This window comes from Acinetobacter sp. COS3, assembly GCF_000475335.1.
Taxonomy (GTDB): domain Bacteria; phylum Pseudomonadota; class Gammaproteobacteria; order Pseudomonadales; family Moraxellaceae; genus Acinetobacter; species Acinetobacter venetianus.
Genome location: NZ_AXCD01000001.1, coordinates 171,178 through 187,725, shown reverse-complemented (window position 1 = coordinate 187,725; position 16,548 = coordinate 171,178). Strand labels below are relative to the sequence as shown.

The window sequence follows — 16,548 nt, the reverse complement described above, 5'->3', positions numbered from 1 at the left end:
TCATGCAGAAAAAGAAAAATGAGCTAGGGCAATGGGCGGAACAACGCGCCCTGACTTTTCTACAAACACATCAATGTGAATATATAAGCCGAAATTATCATTCCCGATATGGTGAAATTGACTTAATTGTAAAACGAAAAAATGAGCTGATCTTTGTTGAGGTAAAGGCAAGGTCCGCAGGAAGTTATGCAGCGGCGTGTGAGGTGATAACGTCTTCTCAGAGACGTAAAATCATAAAAACAGCACAACTCTTTTTACAAGAAAACCCTGATTATTATGATTTTGATTGCCGTTTTGATGTGATTTGTTTTGATTTTCCACAGAAAATTGCAAAAACAGTACAACCAGACTTTTCAAAATTGAAGTATGATCAGCAATGGATTGAACATGCGTTTACTTTAGATGAAGTCAATATCTGAACTTTTTTAAGATAAATGCCCAAGATTGAACAAGTTTGTAGATAGGGAGTCTTGCCAAGTGTTGAAACGTTTAACGATTACGTTACTTTGCGCTGCAAGTTTATCGGGATGTGCGAGTTTTATTTCAGGTGGTACAGGGACTTCTCCTGTGGGAACCAACAGCGGAGAGCGTAGTCTAGGGCAGGTTTTTATTGACTCTTCGATTAAGCGTACTGCGAACATTAATTTGTATAAATTAGATCATCGTTTTAAACAATCTCGAATCAATATCGAAAGTTTTCATAGCAATGTGTTGCTGACAGGTCAGGTGCCTGATCCGTATTTAAAACAGTTGGCTGAAGATAATGTTCGTGCGATGAGTGATGTCAAAGCAGTCCATAACTACATTACAGTTGGCGACAAAGTTGGCTATAACACGATTATGCAAGATGCAACAGTGACTGCGAATACCCGCGGTTTGTTGATGAAAGCACCCGTTGTTTCTGATAGTAAAGTGCTTGTTCATACTGAAAATGGCGTGCTTTATGTGATGGGTCGTCTAAATACTGCTGAAATAAGAGATTTAGATGATGTCTTACAAAAAGTTGGTAATGTGAGTAAAATTGTTACACTGATTGATAACATTGATCAGTCTTCTGGAACTATGGCGAGTTCGACAGCTGCAACACCTATGGTGGGAACTGCATCGACACAACCTTTAGTTGAGACTCCAGTTGCGATTGATCCTGATCAGGCTGAACCTGCGACTATTACTCCGACCACACCTTAATTTATGAAGCAACTTATTCAACAAGTACAAGAAAATGTTATACGGGCGAAAAATTTCTATCAGGAATTTCGCCTGTATGATTTAGCAAGTTATTCAATCAATTATCTGACACCCAAAGATACTTATGAAAAGGAAGAGCATCTTGCATATGGATTAAAAGCAAGAAATCGTCTTGATCTTTATCGTACTAAGAACCCGAAGAAGCAAAGACCACTGATTATTTTTGTACATGGTGGTTCATGGCAACATGGCAATAAAAGAGACTATTTGTTTATTGGGGAGTCATTCGCTCGCGAAGGCTTTGATGTTGCTGTCATTAATTATCAACTTGCACCAGAAAATATTTTTCCTGCATTCATTGATGATTTATCCCAAGCGATACATTATTTAAATCAAAATCAGAAAAAGCTTAATATTTCGACTGAGAATATTATCTTGATGGGGCATTCGGCAGGTGCGTTTAATGTCATGTCTGTTGTTTACTCAGCACAATCTCAACAGTTTAAATACACAGATAATATTAAGGCAATCGTTGGTTTAGCTGGGCCTTATCACTTTGATTATAAAGATGATCCATTGTCTGAACATGCATTTGATCAACACATTCCTTATCAGCAAGTGATGCCATATTATTTTGTAAATCCAAATAAGATTAAGCATTATTTATTGATGGCTGAAAACGATCAACTAGTGGGGAATCACAATAGTTTTGATCTTGATAAAGCATTAAGAGAAAAGGGCAACCATAGTCACGTTATGGTGATTCCAAAAACAGGACATATTACTATTGTTGCAACCCTAGCGAGCTTTGTAAGTCATTACTTTAAAACGAAGCGCACTATTTTGCATTTTTTAGAAGAAGCATTAGAAGATTAAATTAAAAAAAGCATCTTATTTAAGATGCTTTTTTATTTTCTACCATTTTCGTAATCATGGCATGTGCGATACTGCCTTTGAATGGAATTTCTGGTAGTTGATCAATTTTAAAGAATTGTGCATCGCTAATTTCTTCAAGTTGCAATTCAATATCTCCAGATTCATATTCAGCATGAAAGGCGATCATTAAATTGCTTGGAAAAGGCCAAGGTTGGCTTGATAGATAGCGAACATTTTTGAGTTTTAATCCAACCTCTTCGAATGCTTCGCGTTGCACTGCTTCTTCTAAAGTTTCACCTACTTCCACAAATCCAGCAATTAAGCCGTACATATTGCTTTTGTTGTGTGCAGACTTAGCCAGCAAGATTTCATCATCGCCTTTGGTAATGATCGTAATAATGCAAGGCTGTACACGCGGATATTGATGATATGCACAAGCAGGGCAGATCATGGCATATTCACGAGGGTGGATTTCAGTAGCATGACCACAATGGCTACAGAATTTATGATTGCGACGCCATTCAAGCAATTGAATTGCTCGGCTCGCTTGTAAAAATTCTGTATTTGACCATGTTTGAATCAGTTCGCGGATGGGTACGAGTTGATACCCATCAGGAATGATTTCATCTTCTAGCAAATCACGAGCAATCACTTGATCGCTATGATGTATGGGAAGATCGCTTGCTATTTTTTCGACTTGTGGTAGTTGAAATTTTTCGTCTACTAACAGTTTTTGATGTTGAAAAATATAAGCAAGTGATAGTTGAGTCATTATGCCGCTACGCTTTGTAATTGTTGACTGTTTGATAATGCCACATCAAACATAGATTGCAATACTGGTTGCTTGTTCTTCAAGTTATCAACGAGTAAATCTAAGCCAGCAACAACATTTAGCATACAATTGATTTGCTCAGCATCGAATCCTTCATTTTGTGAAAGACGGTATTGAGCAAAATGTGCAGCACCTAATAATGCAGTCTGCTGGGCAGAACTACCTAAGAATAACGCAGCACCGGCCAATTGATTAAAATATTCTGGCAGTGCTTCTAAGCTATGCGCTGCTGGATCTTGAACGTATAAACTAAGTGTTTGGGTTAATGTTTCAATCAACGTCTTCGTTTCAGTTAATAGTGCTTTATGTGCTTCATCTAGTCGATCTAGAGAAATCTGCATATTATTTACACGTAGCTGTAAACGACTAGAGGTGTAGTTGCGCTCTAAAATACCAATAGAGTTCATTGAAGCAAGAATACTATTCATCAATTGTTGAACAGAGGTTGCATCAGTAAGCGTATTTGGCTGACTTAACTTTTCTGCTTGTTGAGTGAGTTCATTCGCTGCTTCATTCAGGTTGAGCACTTTGAACACATTTGAAAGCTGTTTGAGCTTTTCTTGTAATTCCTGTGTTTTCTCAGCTGACATGTTTTGGTGATTGTATTCAATTTCATTACGAATTTGAGCCATTTCATTGGTCATTAGCTGGCTAATTGTATGAATAGTTTCGTAATCAGGACCATATAGATGGCGACTCAAAACTTGTAGTTGCGTATCGCTCAATAGTTCATCGCCGATATTCAATTGTTCACGAATATGTTGTGATAAATCATCTTCTTGGCTGATACAAATACTTAGAATGTCTGCAAGATCAACAAGGTTACTTTGGAATGCCGTAGGCTGAGCCAAGAATTGACCAATATTAGTTTCAATTTTAATTAAAGTGCGCAGACGTGCTTCAGTAATTAATAAATCTTCAATATGACCTAGACCAACGCTGACAAGTTGCCAATATTGTTGGCTAGGTAAATCAGCCGCCAGACCTGCCATGTACACTGCAACCAGTTTAATACCTTGTAAATCTAAAGGTGATTCAGCTTGTTTGATCAACTTGTTCAAACATAGTTTATAGAGTTGGTGAATGTATTGTGATTGCTCAAGGCTTGGAGATTGAGGCAGATTGAAGTTCGGGGTGATGCAGTCCAGTAGTGGTTGGATGCTTTGACCTTCTTGCGTAATTGGTTTGCCCAAAGCTTTTTCTAAGCGGTTCAGCGTATCGAGTAAGAATTGTGGAACTTTAACTTCACGAAGACAAATAAACTCAATGTAACGCTTTAACATTGTTGTGCCTTCACTTAAAGCAACAACATCACCAGTATTGATTTGCTCTGGTTGAGCCATGATTTTTCTCATGAGCTCAGCTGAGTATTGGGTAATTTGCGAGAGATGTGGCATATCAATCAATGCAAGAACTTGTGTACATTGCTCGAATTGATTGAGTGCATCATCAATACCAAAAGGGAGGGCTTGTTCTTCGGCAAGCGTATTAACTGCTGTCTCTACTAATTTAATCGAGTTGTCGATCTCATTTTTTATTATTAGTAATGCCGTGGGGTCGAAGTGAATCGAGGTTTGGTAAGACATGTGACCTACACCTTTCCTAAGTTGTTATATCCATGAGCCTCCTACCTAAAAGAGGAGGCTTAAATCTTTAATAGTTAATATAACGTAAGTTTTAAAACTTGAGATACAAAAAAACACATGGATTGGGAAATTTATTTTGCAAAAAAGCAAGGCTTTCCATGTTTTTCTTCGAATTGTTTGACCCACGTCTCATGTTGGTTGAGTTCATCGTTATTCGGATAAATCACGGGTAAATCGACTTCGATTGTTTGGCGTGAAGTTTTGCTTTGGCCTTCCTCTGATTCAGATAGTGCATCCATGTCAAAAGAAACCTGTCCACCTGTCATTGCAAGGTAAACATCTGCCAAAATTTCAGCATCGAGTAACGCACCATGGAAAGTACGATCTCGTGCAGGAATCTCATAACGACGCACCAGCGCATCTAATGAGTTTTTCTGTCCGGGGTGTTTGTTTTTTGCAAGGGCTAGGGTATCAGTAACGTCACATACATCTGAAAGCAAAGGCAGACCTACACGTTTAAACTCCATGTCTAAGAAGTTCATATCGAAGGTTGCATTGTGTGCAATGATTTCAGCGCCTTTTAAATATGCGAAAAGTGTATCTGCGATTTCAGCATATTTGGGTTTATCAACTAGAAATTCATCTGTAATACCGTGGACATCGACAGAATCGCCAACAGGTTTTTCTGGGTTAATATAGATATGGATCGAGCTACCTGTTAGTTTGCGATTGATCATTTCAATCGCGCCAACTTCAATAATTCGATCACTATCTTGATAATAAAAACCTGTCGTTTCAGTATCTAGAATTAGTTGGCGAGGACCCTGCAGATTAAGTTTTGCTTCAGTTATCACCACATGAGGATGCGAGTTGCTCGCTGGTATTGCATTTTCAGTAATTACGTCTGAGACATCATCATTGGATTCTTCAGCGATCACGTCTTCTAGCTCTTCCTCGATTTCTTCAGACTCAGTTCCCATATCCAAACCAAAAGGATCATTGAGTAACCAGTCTGATTCAGGCTTTTTTGTATCAGCGTTAGCCTGTGTTGTCATTTTCATTTGTTGAGCCGTTTGTTCAGCACCTTGATTTGCCAGTTGGTCAGCCATTTCATTGCCCGCATGACCAGCGTGACCTTTGATCCAATTCCATTCAATATTTCGATTGGCACAAACTGCATCTAGTTTTTGCCATAAGTCTGGGTTTTTAACATCTTTCCAGTTTTTCTTTTTCCAACCATGAATCCATTCAGTAATCCCTTGTTTCACATAGTTGGAGTCAGTCCAAATAATCAGATGAGCATCTGTTGGACAAAATGAAACACCCTCGATTGCCGCAGTGAGTTCCATACGATTGTTGGTTGTCTCAGGTTCACCACCACAAATTTTATGTTCACCTTGTTCGGTAATGATATACGCACCCCAACCACCTAATCCGGGATTGCCTTTACATGCGCCATCAACATAAAGTGTGATTGTTTGAGACATAAATGAACCTAAAAAATGAATTTGAACTGTGTTACAAGAATAAGGGCGATCGAATAAAAGCAAAGTTTTATTTGAGTGTACTCATTTAAAAGTGTAGCACTCCCTTATGACAACTTGTATTGTAAAGCTAAATTCGGTTTCTGAGCGTTACAAAACTCATATTTTTAAATTTCTTGTAACATTTCCATGCAAATCACGTTAAATTATTGCCTTGTCTAAGTGACATGCTTTACTACAATGGCAAATCGAAGAAATAAACTAGCGTGAGTTGACTGGAAGTTTTTATGTATAAATCGACCACATTGGTGTGGCAAGCATCGGCTACATCATTTTTTAAAATTACTGTACTTACTTCTGCTTTAGCTGCGCTAGGAATTACGACGGGCTGTTCATCGACGCCACAATCATCAAAGACCTCATCTTCAAAGCAAATGGGATCAGGTTACTTAGATGCAAGTAGTTTAGACTCACTTGAGGACTTACTCTCAGCGACGGACATGCGTGCTGTAGAAGGGGATCGTTTATTAGTTCTTAAACATGGTGATGTGTGGAAACGTATGACCGTTGGATTCAAGATGGACTTGAATCACTGGGACTCTCGTATTGAAGCACAACGTGGTTGGTTTATTTCTCGTCAACCTTATCTAGATCGTTTAAGCGCACGTGCCAGCCGTTATTTATATCACACTGTAAAAGAAGCTGAGCGCCGTGGTATGCCAACTGAATTGGCATTACTCCCTGTTATTGAAAGTTCTTACGACCCAGCGGCAACCAGTAGCGCCGCTGCGGCAGGTTTATGGCAGTTTATTCCAAGTACAGGCCGTATTTATGGCTTACAACAAACAAGCTTGTATGATGGTCGCCGTGATGTCGTAGAGTCGACTCGAGCCGCTTATGAATTCTTAGGTAGTCTATATAATCAATTTGGTTCGTGGGAGCTTGCACTTGCAGCATACAATGCAGGTCCAGGACGTATCCAACAAGCGATTAACCGTAACAAAGCAGCAGGTCTGCCAACAGATTATTGGTCACTTCGTTTACCGCAAGAAACTATGAACTATGTGCCTCGTTTCTTGGCTGTAGCGCAAATTATCAAAAATCCAAGTGCTTATGGGGTAGCCTTACCGCCAATTGCGAATAGACCACACTTTCGTGAAATTAATCTGTCTGCACCTTTATCGCTTAACCAAATTGCTTCTATAACAGGTTTGAGCCGTGCAGAGTTGTATGCATTGAACCCTGCTTATCGTGGTGAGATGGTTGATCCAACAAGCCCAATGCGTATCTTGATTCCAGCAGATTTAAGTCCATCAATTGACGCTAAGTTGCGTTCAGGAAAAGCTAGCTCTGGTAGTTTCTTAGCCAGCAACAATAACCCGCCAGCGATGAACAATAACGTCAGTACATCGACAACCATTCGAACAACGACAAATTCTAGTTCAGGTCAAACAATTACGCCATCAACCAAAACGCCACCTAATTTAACAGCGAGTACATCTCGACCTACGACAACGACGTCAAATAGTCGAATCACGACACCAAAAGGTTCGGATGCCTTAGCTTCATTTGCAGCGGCGGCTAATGTACCAAGTGCACCGCGGATTCCTGTTGCGATTACTCCTGCGCCAAATGTACAACCTGTAAAGGTTGAACCACCGATTTCGAGTAAAGAGCGTGAGCAGATTATTGCAGCTGTAAAAGAAGAGGGTAAAAAGGAAACTGTTGCTCAAGTTTTAGAACCACAAGCAACTCAAGCTGAGAAAGACCAAGTTGTTGCTGAAATTAAAGCGATTGCGCCGAAAGGAACTGAAATTGTTGATCCATTTGATGGCAAAATTAAGTTAACAGCGATTCAAACAAGCCAATCTGTTGCTGATGAAAAAGGTCAAGAAGTTACCAAAGGCTTCGCTTATCCTAAGAATTTAGTAGAAGATACTACTACAGCAAACAGTGATGACGCTAAGCGAAATCAGGGTAAACCGTATATTAAAACGGATACCGATGTCGTTGTCGTTGCGCCGAAGGGTAAACGTTCAACGTATGTTGTTCTGCCAGGAGATACATTGGCGGTTATTGCACAAAAAAATGGTGTGAACTGGCGTGACATTGCAAAGTGGAACCAAATTGATCCAACAGGCACTTTATTTGTAGGAACAAGTTTATATCTCTACGATGCAAAACCACAGCCTGAGACTGCTAAAATTGCTGAAAAACCAGAAAGCTATGTGGTGCAGTCTGGAGACAGTTTGACGACGTTAGCATCCCGTTTTGATTTAAGCCTAAGACAGCTAGCAGACTACAACAACCTCTCTGTTACAGATGGCTTATTTGTAGGTCAAAAGCTTACTTTGAAAGAGCCTAAAGGTGGTTCACAACAATCTGCACGCAATACAGACAGTAAAGTGACGAATAAAGTTGCAACTAAAACGTATACGGTGAAGCGTGGAGAATACTTAAAACTAATTGCAGATCGATATGCATTGTCTAATCAAGAACTGGCTGATCTCACCCCTAATCTAAGTGCGACAAGCAGCCTATTAGTCGGGCAAAAAATTAATGTGCCTGTAAATGAAGTCAATCAAAGTGATGATGTTTCAGACACCAAAACCTCAGTAAAATATGACAACGTTACGGCTTCTACCAGCTTTAAAACAGAAAGCTATACGGTACAACGTGGTGATACATTAACAAGTATTGCAGCACAGTCAAAAATTACTTTAGATGAGTTAGCAGATTTAAATAATATCAAGGTGAACAGTGGTTTGCGCTTTGGACAAAGCTTGAAAATCCCTGCAACAGTTAAAACTCCTGAAACTTACGTCGTTCAATCAGGTGATAGCCTGATCGCGATTGCAAATAAATACGATCTACAGTTAAGCGATTTGGCCGATCTGAATGGTTTAGAACGAAATTCTGGGGTACGCATTGGACAGCGTTTGAAATTGACGGGTGATGCGCCAGCAAAAACAGCATCAAATAGCAAATCAAATCAGAAAGAAGAAAGTGCTCCAGATATTTATACCGTAAAGTCTGGTGACACCTTGAGCAATATTGCAAGTCGTTATTATTTACAACTTGATTATGTTGCTGCTTTAAATGGTTTGTCTCGTAACAGTAGCATCCGTGTTGGGCAAAAGCTTAAGTTGTCAGGTGATGTACCAAGCAATGAGTCTGCTAAAGCTGATGATACGAGAAGTGTTTCGAAAACAGCTTCAAGCAAAAACACTGAGAAATACACAGTTAAGTCTGGTGAATCGCTCAATAGTATTGCGAGTCGTTTAGGTATGTCTGGTCGTGAGCTAGCAGATCTAAATGGCGTACGTCCAAACACGGGCTTACAACTGGGTCAAAGCATTGTGATTCCAAAATTAGTAACTGAATACAAAGTTAAGCGTGGTGACACGTTGATTGGTTTAGCGAGTAAATTTGGTTTAGATACGAGTGCACTTGCTGAATTGAATGACTTCAAACCAAGTACTCAGTTACGAATTGGTGATGTGATCAAAGTACCAAACTTATAATTGATCTATGATTCGATCTATTCTTTATAAAAAGCTTAGTCTATGTTGTGGACTAAGCTTTTTTACTCAGATTGTATGTGCAGCTGTACAAACAACACCATATCTCGCCATGCATGTGCAGCCCAAGTATGCAAAGCTACAGGTCATGCCATATGCCAATCCACAAGCACCGAAAGGTGGCATATTGAGTCAGTCGAGCCTTGGTACTTTTGATAACTTGAATAGTATGAATGGCAAAGGCAGCTCGACAGAAGGGGTAAATTATCTATTTGATACTTTGATGGATCGCTCTTTGGATGAGCCGAGGGTCATGTATCCATTACTCGCAGAAAAAGTGAGTTATGACCCTGATCATTTAAAGTATGTCATTTTTCATTTGAATCCCAAGGCACGCTTTAATAATGGTCAGCCACTGACAGCTGAAGACGTAAAATTTACCTTTGATACCTACCAAACCAAGGCAAATCTAGGTTTGCAAATGTATTTGTCTGATTTGGCGACAACACAAGTATTATCTAAACATCAAGTCAAATTTATTTTTAAGTCCGACAACAATGTTGAAATGCCATTGATTGTGGCGAGCTTGCCGATCTATTCAAAACAAGATTGGATCAACAGAGATTTTAGTCGCGTGACTTTGCAGCCAATTGTGGGTTCAGGGCCTTATGTGATTGATCGAATTGATGCAGGACGAAGTATTAGTTATAAACGCAGTCCGCATTATTGGGCAAAAGATTTGGCTGTAAATAAAGGTCGCTATAATTTTGATCGACTCAAATATGTGTATTATCGAAATTTAGATGTCAGCTTTGAGGGTTTTAAGTCTCGACAATTTACCTTATACGAAGAGAAAAATATCCGTAATTGGATGACCGCTTATCATTTTCCTGCGGTGCAATCTGGTTTAATTAAAAAGTATAAAGCCCATCTTCATACGCCTTTAGATATTCAAAGTTTAGTCTTTAATACTAGGCGTGCCCCCCTAAACGACATCCATTTACGTCAGGCATTAACTTATGCCTACGACTTTGAATGGCAGAACAAGGCACTATTTTTCAATCAAAATCGTCGCTTACAAAGCTATTTTGATAATACGGATTTAGCCGCAAAAGGTCGACCAAGTGCTGCTGAGTTGAGTGTGTTAAAGCCTTATATGGCCCAACTCAATCCAATCATGCGGCAAGGTGTAGTACAGGATTGGCATTATCCTGTGTCTGATGCTAGTGGTTTTAATCGTCGAAACTTATTGACTGCACAAAAGCTTTTAAAAGATGCGGGCTATCAGATTCGAAAGAATCAGTTATACGATCGCCAAGGTAAATTGGTTCAAATTGAACTACTAATGCAGCAAGAAAATCAGCCAAGAGAGTTGATGCCATTTGTTCGTAATTTGAATCGACTTGGTATCCAAGTCAATCTAAGACAGGTAGATGTACCGCAATATATGGAGCGGATTCGTCGACATGATTTTGATATGATGGTGTTTAATATGCCTCAAACGCTTACGCCAGGTAAGGAGCAAGCACAGTTTTGGGGAAGCGTCGCGGCAGATGAAGCCAATAACTATAATTATTCAGGGATTAAAAAACCTGTGATTGATCGCATGATCGAGAAAATTGTTGCTGCAAAAAGTCGTGAAGAAGTGGTTTTATATACGCGTGTGCTCGATCGTTTATTGCGTGCTGGCTATTACCAAATTTTGACTTACGGAAAGCCTGAGCGTTGGTTTGCTTATTGGAATATTTACCAGCAGCCTGTGATTAAGCCGAAGTTATCCGTGGGTTGGGAATATTGGTGGGTTGACGCTGAGAAAGCCAAGAAGTTGCATCAGTCGGTTCAAAAGCATTAATTAGAATGGTTATGAACAGTGTTCTAAAATTTCGATCAAATAACGTAATAAGGGATTCTCTTTAATGATGAACTATATTCTGAAAAGAATGTTATTGATGATCCCAACATTATTTTTCATTTTGTTGATCAACTTTATGATTGTTCAGGTTGCACCGGGTGGACCTGTCGAGCAAGCCATTCAGCAAATCCAGAATGCACAAGGTTTAGGTACAGGGGCAAATAATAGCCCTCATTTAAGTGATTTAGCACAGTATCAAGGTGCGCGTGGACTCAGTCCTGAAATGCTTGAGAAAATTAAAGTACAGTATGGATTTGATCGCCCAGCACATGAACGTTTTTGGTTGATGCTTAAAGGTTATTTGAGTTTTGATTTTGGAACGAGTTTCTTTAAAGATAAACCTGTGACGCAACTGCTCTATGAAAAACTCCCTGTTACGCTGTCTTTAGGGCTATGGAGTACTTTTTTAATTTATTTGATTGCGATTCCACTTGGAATTAAAAAAGCCAGAAATAATGGTTTTTTATTTGATCAATCGACTTCGTTGTTACTCGCGGTGAGCTATGCCATTCCATCTTTTGTTTTTGCGATTTTACTGATTGTTTTCTTCGCAGGTGGGAGTTATTTACAGTGGTTTCCGTTACAAGGATTGGTTTCCGAAAATTTTGCTCAACTCAGTTTCTTTGCCAAAATTAAAGATTATTTATGGCATATGTGTTTGCCAATTTTAAGCATGGTTTTGGGAAGCTTTGCTGCGCGTGCCTATTTAATGAAGTATTCATTTGTTGAAGAATTAAAAAAGCCTTATGTATTAACTGTGCGATCAAAAGGCTTGAATGAACATCAAGTATTGTATGGGCACGTTTTCCGAAATGCGATTTTAATTGTGGTTGCAGCTTTGCCCGAAACTTTAGTGGGGCTTTTCTTTGTCGGTAATCTCTTTATTGAAATTATTTTTAATTTAGATGGGATTGGTTTACTCGGTTTTGAGGCGATCACCCAACGGGATTATCCTGTGGTTTTTGGAACGTTGTTTATCTTTACCTTGTTTGGACTCATTTTAAGATTAATTGGAGATTTACTCTATCAATTAATTGATCCACGGATTGATTTTGAGTCAAGAGGTGGAAAGTGATGTCACCATTGATGCGAGGACGACTACAACGTTTTAAACAGAACAAACTTGGTTTTGGCTGTTTTATTGTATTTATCGTGATTTTTGTCCTGTCACTTGCCGCTGAGTTGATTGCAAATGACAAGCCATTACTGGTGCGCTATCAACAATCTTTTTATTTTCCATTTATTCAAGATTATCCTGAAACGACCTTTGGTGGTGAGTTTGAAACCACGACAGACTATCAAGATCCTGTGGTTAAACAGCTTATCCAAGCGCAGGGGTGGATGATTTCTCCTCCAGTTGCATTTGCCTATCAGACACCAAATTTATCATTGGCAGTGCCTGTTCCATCACCGCCGACGGCACAAAATTGGTTGGGCACGGATGATCAAGGTCGTGATGTCTTTGCACGTATTTTGTATGGTTTACGAGTTTCTCTTTTATTTGGTTTGGCTTTAACGCTGTGTTCTGCGGTATTCGGAATCATTGTAGGGGCAATTCAAGGTTATTACGGTGGTTGGGTTGATTTGATCGGTCAACGTATTTTAGAAGTTTGGGGCGGTTTACCCATGCTTTTCATTGTGATGATTTTGGTCAGTTTCTTTAGTCCAAATGTGTATTGGTTATTTGTGATTATGCTGCTGTTTGGCTGGACTGAGTTGGTTGGATTGGTTCGTGCTGAGTTTTTACGCGCACGCCATTTGGATTATGTGCGTGCTGCACAAGCTGTAGGTTTACGTGATTATCAAATTATTTTTAAACATATCTTACCGAATGCTGTAAGTTCAAGTTTATCGCAAATTCCTTTTATGTTGACGGCTAATATTGTGGCTTTGACTGCATTGGATTTTTTGGGTTATGGCTTACCACCAGATGCAGCGTCATTGGGTGAATTATTATTACAAGGCAAAAATAATTTAGATGCGCCGTGGTTGGTGCTATCAGGATTTTTTAGCTTAGCACTGGTACTTTCTTTGTTAATTTATATCGGGGAGGCTGCACGTGATGCATTTGACCCAAGACAATAATCAGGCTGTATTGAAAGTAGAAAAACTCAGTATTTGTAATGAGTTAGGACAGCCACTCGTGAGTGATCTTAGCTTTGATCTGTTTCCTGCAAAAACACTTGCGCTTGTTGGTGAAAGTGGTTCAGGTAAATCCGTAAGCATGTTGGCTTTGTTGGGGTTATTACCTCAAACATTGAGCATCAGTGGTTCAGTGCAACTTGAGGGCGCTGATTTATATCAATTGAATAGCATGCAATTACAGCAGATACGTGGCAAAAAAATTGCGATGATTTTTCAAGAGCCGATGACAGCACTGAATCCATTACATCAAGTTGAAAAAATTGTAGGTGAAAGCTTGATCTTAGCGGGTCAATCTAAAGCTGAAGCTCGACAAAAAGTACTGTGTTTATTGCAAGATGTTGGGATAGAAAATGCAGAACAAATTTTAAAACGTTATCCACATGAGCTGTCAGGTGGGCAACGCCAGCGTGTGATCATTGCGATGGCATTAGCATTAGCACCTGATATTTTAATTGCTGATGAGCCGACAACCGCTTTGGATGTGATGTTGCAAGCTCAAATTCTTGATCTGTTAAAGCAAATCCAACAGCAACGTCAAATGTGCATGATTTTGATTAGCCATGATCTAAATTTGGTGAAACGATATGCCGATCATGTTCTGGTCTTAAATCAAGGTCATACAGCAGAGCAGGGCACAGTTGAAGAAATTTTTACCCATCCTAAAACCGCGTATACCCGTCATTTGCTGGAGCATGATTTTGGGGATGCTCTAAGTTTAGATGTGACAGAAATGTTATTGGCTTTAAACCATGTCTCAGTAAAATACCCAATCAAACGTGGCTTGTTTAACCAAATTAAAAGTTTTCAGCTCGCTGTGGATTCTATCAACTTAGACCTTATGCAAGGAGAAGCACTCGGAATCGTAGGGGAAAGTGGATCAGGAAAATCGTCTTTGGCTTTAGCGATTGCACGATTAATCAAAAGTGAAGGTGAAATCCATTTTGAGAAGATTCAACTCAATCAATTAAACCAAAATCAATTACGTTCTATCCGAACTGACTTACAAATTGTATTTCAGGATCCTATGAGTAGTTTGAACCCAAGGATGAATGTTGAGCAGCTTATTGCGGAAGGATTAAATTTGCGTGCGATTGAGAAATCGCAGATCGCGTTAGAAATTGAACAAGTTTTAGAAAAAGTAGAATTGTCTGTTGAGGATAAACATAAATATCCACATGAACTTTCTGGTGGGCAACGACAGCGCGTTGCATTGGCTCGAGCTTTGGTTTTACAGCCTAAACTCATCATTTTAGATGAACCCACATCAGCACTTGATCGGTCGACGCAAAGGGCTATGATTCAACTGCTACGTCGGTTACAACAACAAGATAAAATGAGTTATTTGTTCATCAGTCATGACTTACAAGTCATTAAAGCGCTTTGTCAAAAAATAATGGTAATGCGGCAGGGCAAAGTATTGGAATATCAAGACACGGCATTGTTATTTTCATCTCCTCAAACTGAATATACGCGCCAGCTGATTTCTGCTAGCGAATATTAGCATTGTAATTAAATTGACATATGTTATTGTCAATTTATCGGAAGATATCTTGACACCAACAATAATCAGATTAAATTAGAGTAAATACTCTAATTATAGCAGAGGATGACCATGAGTCAGATTGCAGACAGTATCCAAATTCGCAATACCATTTTTAAAAATCGCATTATCAAAGGAGCAATGAGTGAGGCGCTCGCCAATCACGAAGGGCAGCCAAATGAATTGCATATTGGTTTGTATGAAGCTTGGGCAAAAGGTGGCTTGGGCTGTGCGATCACAGGCAATGTCATGGTGAATATTGCTGCTAAAAATGAACCTGGTGTGGTTGCGATTGAAACCGAACGTGATTTAGCTAAATTGCAACAATGGGCCGCAGTTGGTAAGAAATACGGTATGGTGCAACTTATTCAGTTGTCTCATCCTGGACGCCAATGCCCGAAAGGGTTAAACAAAGAAACGGTCGCACCATCTGCTGTCCCTTTTAGTCCAATGCTTGCAACCATGTTTGGTACACCGCGTGAGCTAACACATGATGAAATCCTCGATATTATCCAACGTTTTGCAACAGCCGCAGCCGTTTGTGAAAAGGCAGGATTTGAAGGTGTCCAATTACATGGTGCGCATGGCTATTTGATCAGCCAATTTTTGTCACCATTGACCAATAAGCGTACCGATCAATGGGGTGGTTCAATTGAAAATCGTACGCGTTTTTTATTGGAAATTTATAAAGCAGTTCGTGCTGCAACCTCAGAAAACTTCATCATTTCAGTAAAATTAAACTCTGCTGATTTCCAACGTGGTGGAATCACTGAAGAAGATGTGATTACCGTGTTTAAAACCATTGATGAGGCGGGGATTGATATTATCGAAATCTCTGGTGGCACTTATGAAGCACCTGCAATGGCTGGAGCAAAGGCCGAGTCACGTAAGGCAAGTACGATTGCACGAGAAGCGTATTTCCTTGAGTTCGCTGAAAAGATTCGTCAGCATGTATCATGTAAATTGATGGTGACAGGTGGCTTCCGTACTGTTGCTGGTATGAATGCCGCGCTTGAAAGTGGGGCATGTGATTTCATTGGTATTGCTCGCCCACTTGCTGTGGAAACGGACTTAACTGATCGTTTAATCGCAGGCAATGATGTACGTTATGCAGTAAACCAGATTAAAACAGGAATTCCTTTTGTTGATAAAATGGCAATCATGGAAATCATTTGGTATGCGGCACAATTTAAGGCGATTGGTCAGGGGAAGAAACCAAATCCAAAATTATCACCTCTAATTGTGTTCTTAAATTATGCGAAAGGAAATATTAAAGCGGTTGTCAAAGGGCGTGTTAATTCTCGAAAGTCAGCATAATATTTTAAGGACGCTTCGGCGTCCTTTTTATTTCGAATAAAAATAAAAAATCATTCATACCCTATAGAATATGTTGCTGATAAAGTCGTTTGAGCTTAGAGTTTCAATAACTTCATTTACAATAATTTTTATAAGTAGGGGAAATAG

General features: G+C 39.5%; 12 protein-coding genes. 9 read left to right on the top strand and 3 right to left on the bottom strand.

The features are described 5' to 3' along the window. Positions 1–2 precede the first annotated feature (2 nt). From IO68_RS18200 to IO68_RS18190, 3 genes are read left to right on the top strand one after another with little or no spacing between them, the layout of a single operon-like run. A complete protein-coding gene (locus IO68_RS18200; RefSeq protein WP_019384973.1) occupies positions 3–419 on the top strand; it encodes a YraN family protein in 417 nt (138 codons plus the stop codon). A 58-nt stretch (positions 420–477) separates the two neighbouring features. After that, complete coding sequence (locus IO68_RS18195) at positions 478–1,188, top strand: BON domain-containing protein (RefSeq protein WP_004880814.1); 711 nt, start codon at positions 478–480, stop codon at positions 1,186–1,188. 3 nt (positions 1,189–1,191) lie between these two features. Further along, on the top strand, positions 1,192–2,064 hold the full coding sequence (locus tag IO68_RS18190; protein WP_023012430.1) for an alpha/beta hydrolase: 873 nt from the start codon (positions 1,192–1,194) through the stop codon (positions 2,062–2,064). A 19-nt stretch (positions 2,065–2,083) separates the two neighbouring features. Here the strand turns inward: IO68_RS18190 and nudC are convergent, their stop codons facing one another. The 3 genes from nudC to dnaQ all read right to left on the bottom strand — a co-directional run bounded on the left by nudC (position 2,084) and on the right by dnaQ (position 5,969). Continuing rightward, positions 2,084–2,836 (bottom strand): NAD(+) diphosphatase, encoded by a 753-nt coding sequence (nudC, locus tag IO68_RS18185; RefSeq protein WP_023012429.1) that lies wholly within the window; start codon positions 2,834–2,836, stop codon positions 2,084–2,086. Next, complete coding sequence (locus IO68_RS18180; RefSeq protein WP_023012428.1) at positions 2,836–4,482, bottom strand: hypothetical protein; 1,647 nt, start codon at positions 4,480–4,482, stop codon at positions 2,836–2,838. Before IO68_RS18180 ends, nudC begins: the two co-directional genes overlap by 1 nt. A gap of 131 nt (positions 4,483–4,613) precedes the next feature. Next, on the bottom strand, positions 4,614–5,969 hold the full coding sequence (gene dnaQ, locus IO68_RS18175) for a DNA polymerase III subunit epsilon (RefSeq protein ID WP_023012427.1): 1,356 nt from the start codon (positions 5,967–5,969) through the stop codon (positions 4,614–4,616). A gap of 284 nt (positions 5,970–6,253) precedes the next feature. Here dnaQ and IO68_RS18170 point away from each other — a divergent pair, with 284 nt between their 5' ends. The 6 genes from IO68_RS18170 to IO68_RS18145 all read left to right on the top strand — a co-directional run bounded on the left by IO68_RS18170 (position 6,254) and on the right by IO68_RS18145 (position 16,401). Beyond that, positions 6,254–9,490, top strand: a complete 3,237-nt coding sequence (locus tag IO68_RS18170; protein ID WP_023012426.1) for a LysM peptidoglycan-binding domain-containing protein — start codon at positions 6,254–6,256, stop codon at positions 9,488–9,490. A 7-nt stretch (positions 9,491–9,497) separates the two neighbouring features. Further along, the gene (locus IO68_RS18165; RefSeq protein ID WP_023012425.1) at positions 9,498–11,339 is read left to right on the top strand and encodes an extracellular solute-binding protein; all 1,842 of its coding nucleotides are present in this window, start codon (positions 9,498–9,500) and stop codon (positions 11,337–11,339) included. Between the two features lie 64 nt (positions 11,340–11,403). After that, positions 11,404–12,474: a microcin C ABC transporter permease YejB gene (gene yejB / locus IO68_RS18160; RefSeq protein WP_023012424.1), complete on the top strand. Its 1,071-nt coding sequence runs from the start codon at positions 11,404–11,406 to the stop codon at positions 12,472–12,474. Next, positions 12,474–13,484, top strand: coding sequence for an ABC transporter permease (locus IO68_RS18155; protein WP_023012423.1), 1,011 nt, complete (start codon positions 12,474–12,476; stop codon positions 13,482–13,484). Before yejB ends, IO68_RS18155 begins: the two co-directional genes overlap by 1 nt. Further along, complete coding sequence (locus tag IO68_RS18150; RefSeq protein WP_023012422.1) at positions 13,462–15,045, top strand: dipeptide ABC transporter ATP-binding protein; 1,584 nt, start codon at positions 13,462–13,464, stop codon at positions 15,043–15,045. The genes IO68_RS18155 and IO68_RS18150 overlap by 23 nt, the downstream gene beginning before the upstream one ends. Positions 15,046–15,156: 111 nt before the next feature. Continuing rightward, positions 15,157–16,401 carry an NADH:flavin oxidoreductase/NADH oxidase family protein gene (locus IO68_RS18145; protein ID WP_023012421.1) on the top strand — a complete coding sequence of 415 codons (1,245 nt, stop codon included), beginning with the start codon at positions 15,157–15,159 and terminating at the stop codon, positions 16,399–16,401. Positions 16,402–16,548 lie beyond the last annotated feature (147 nt).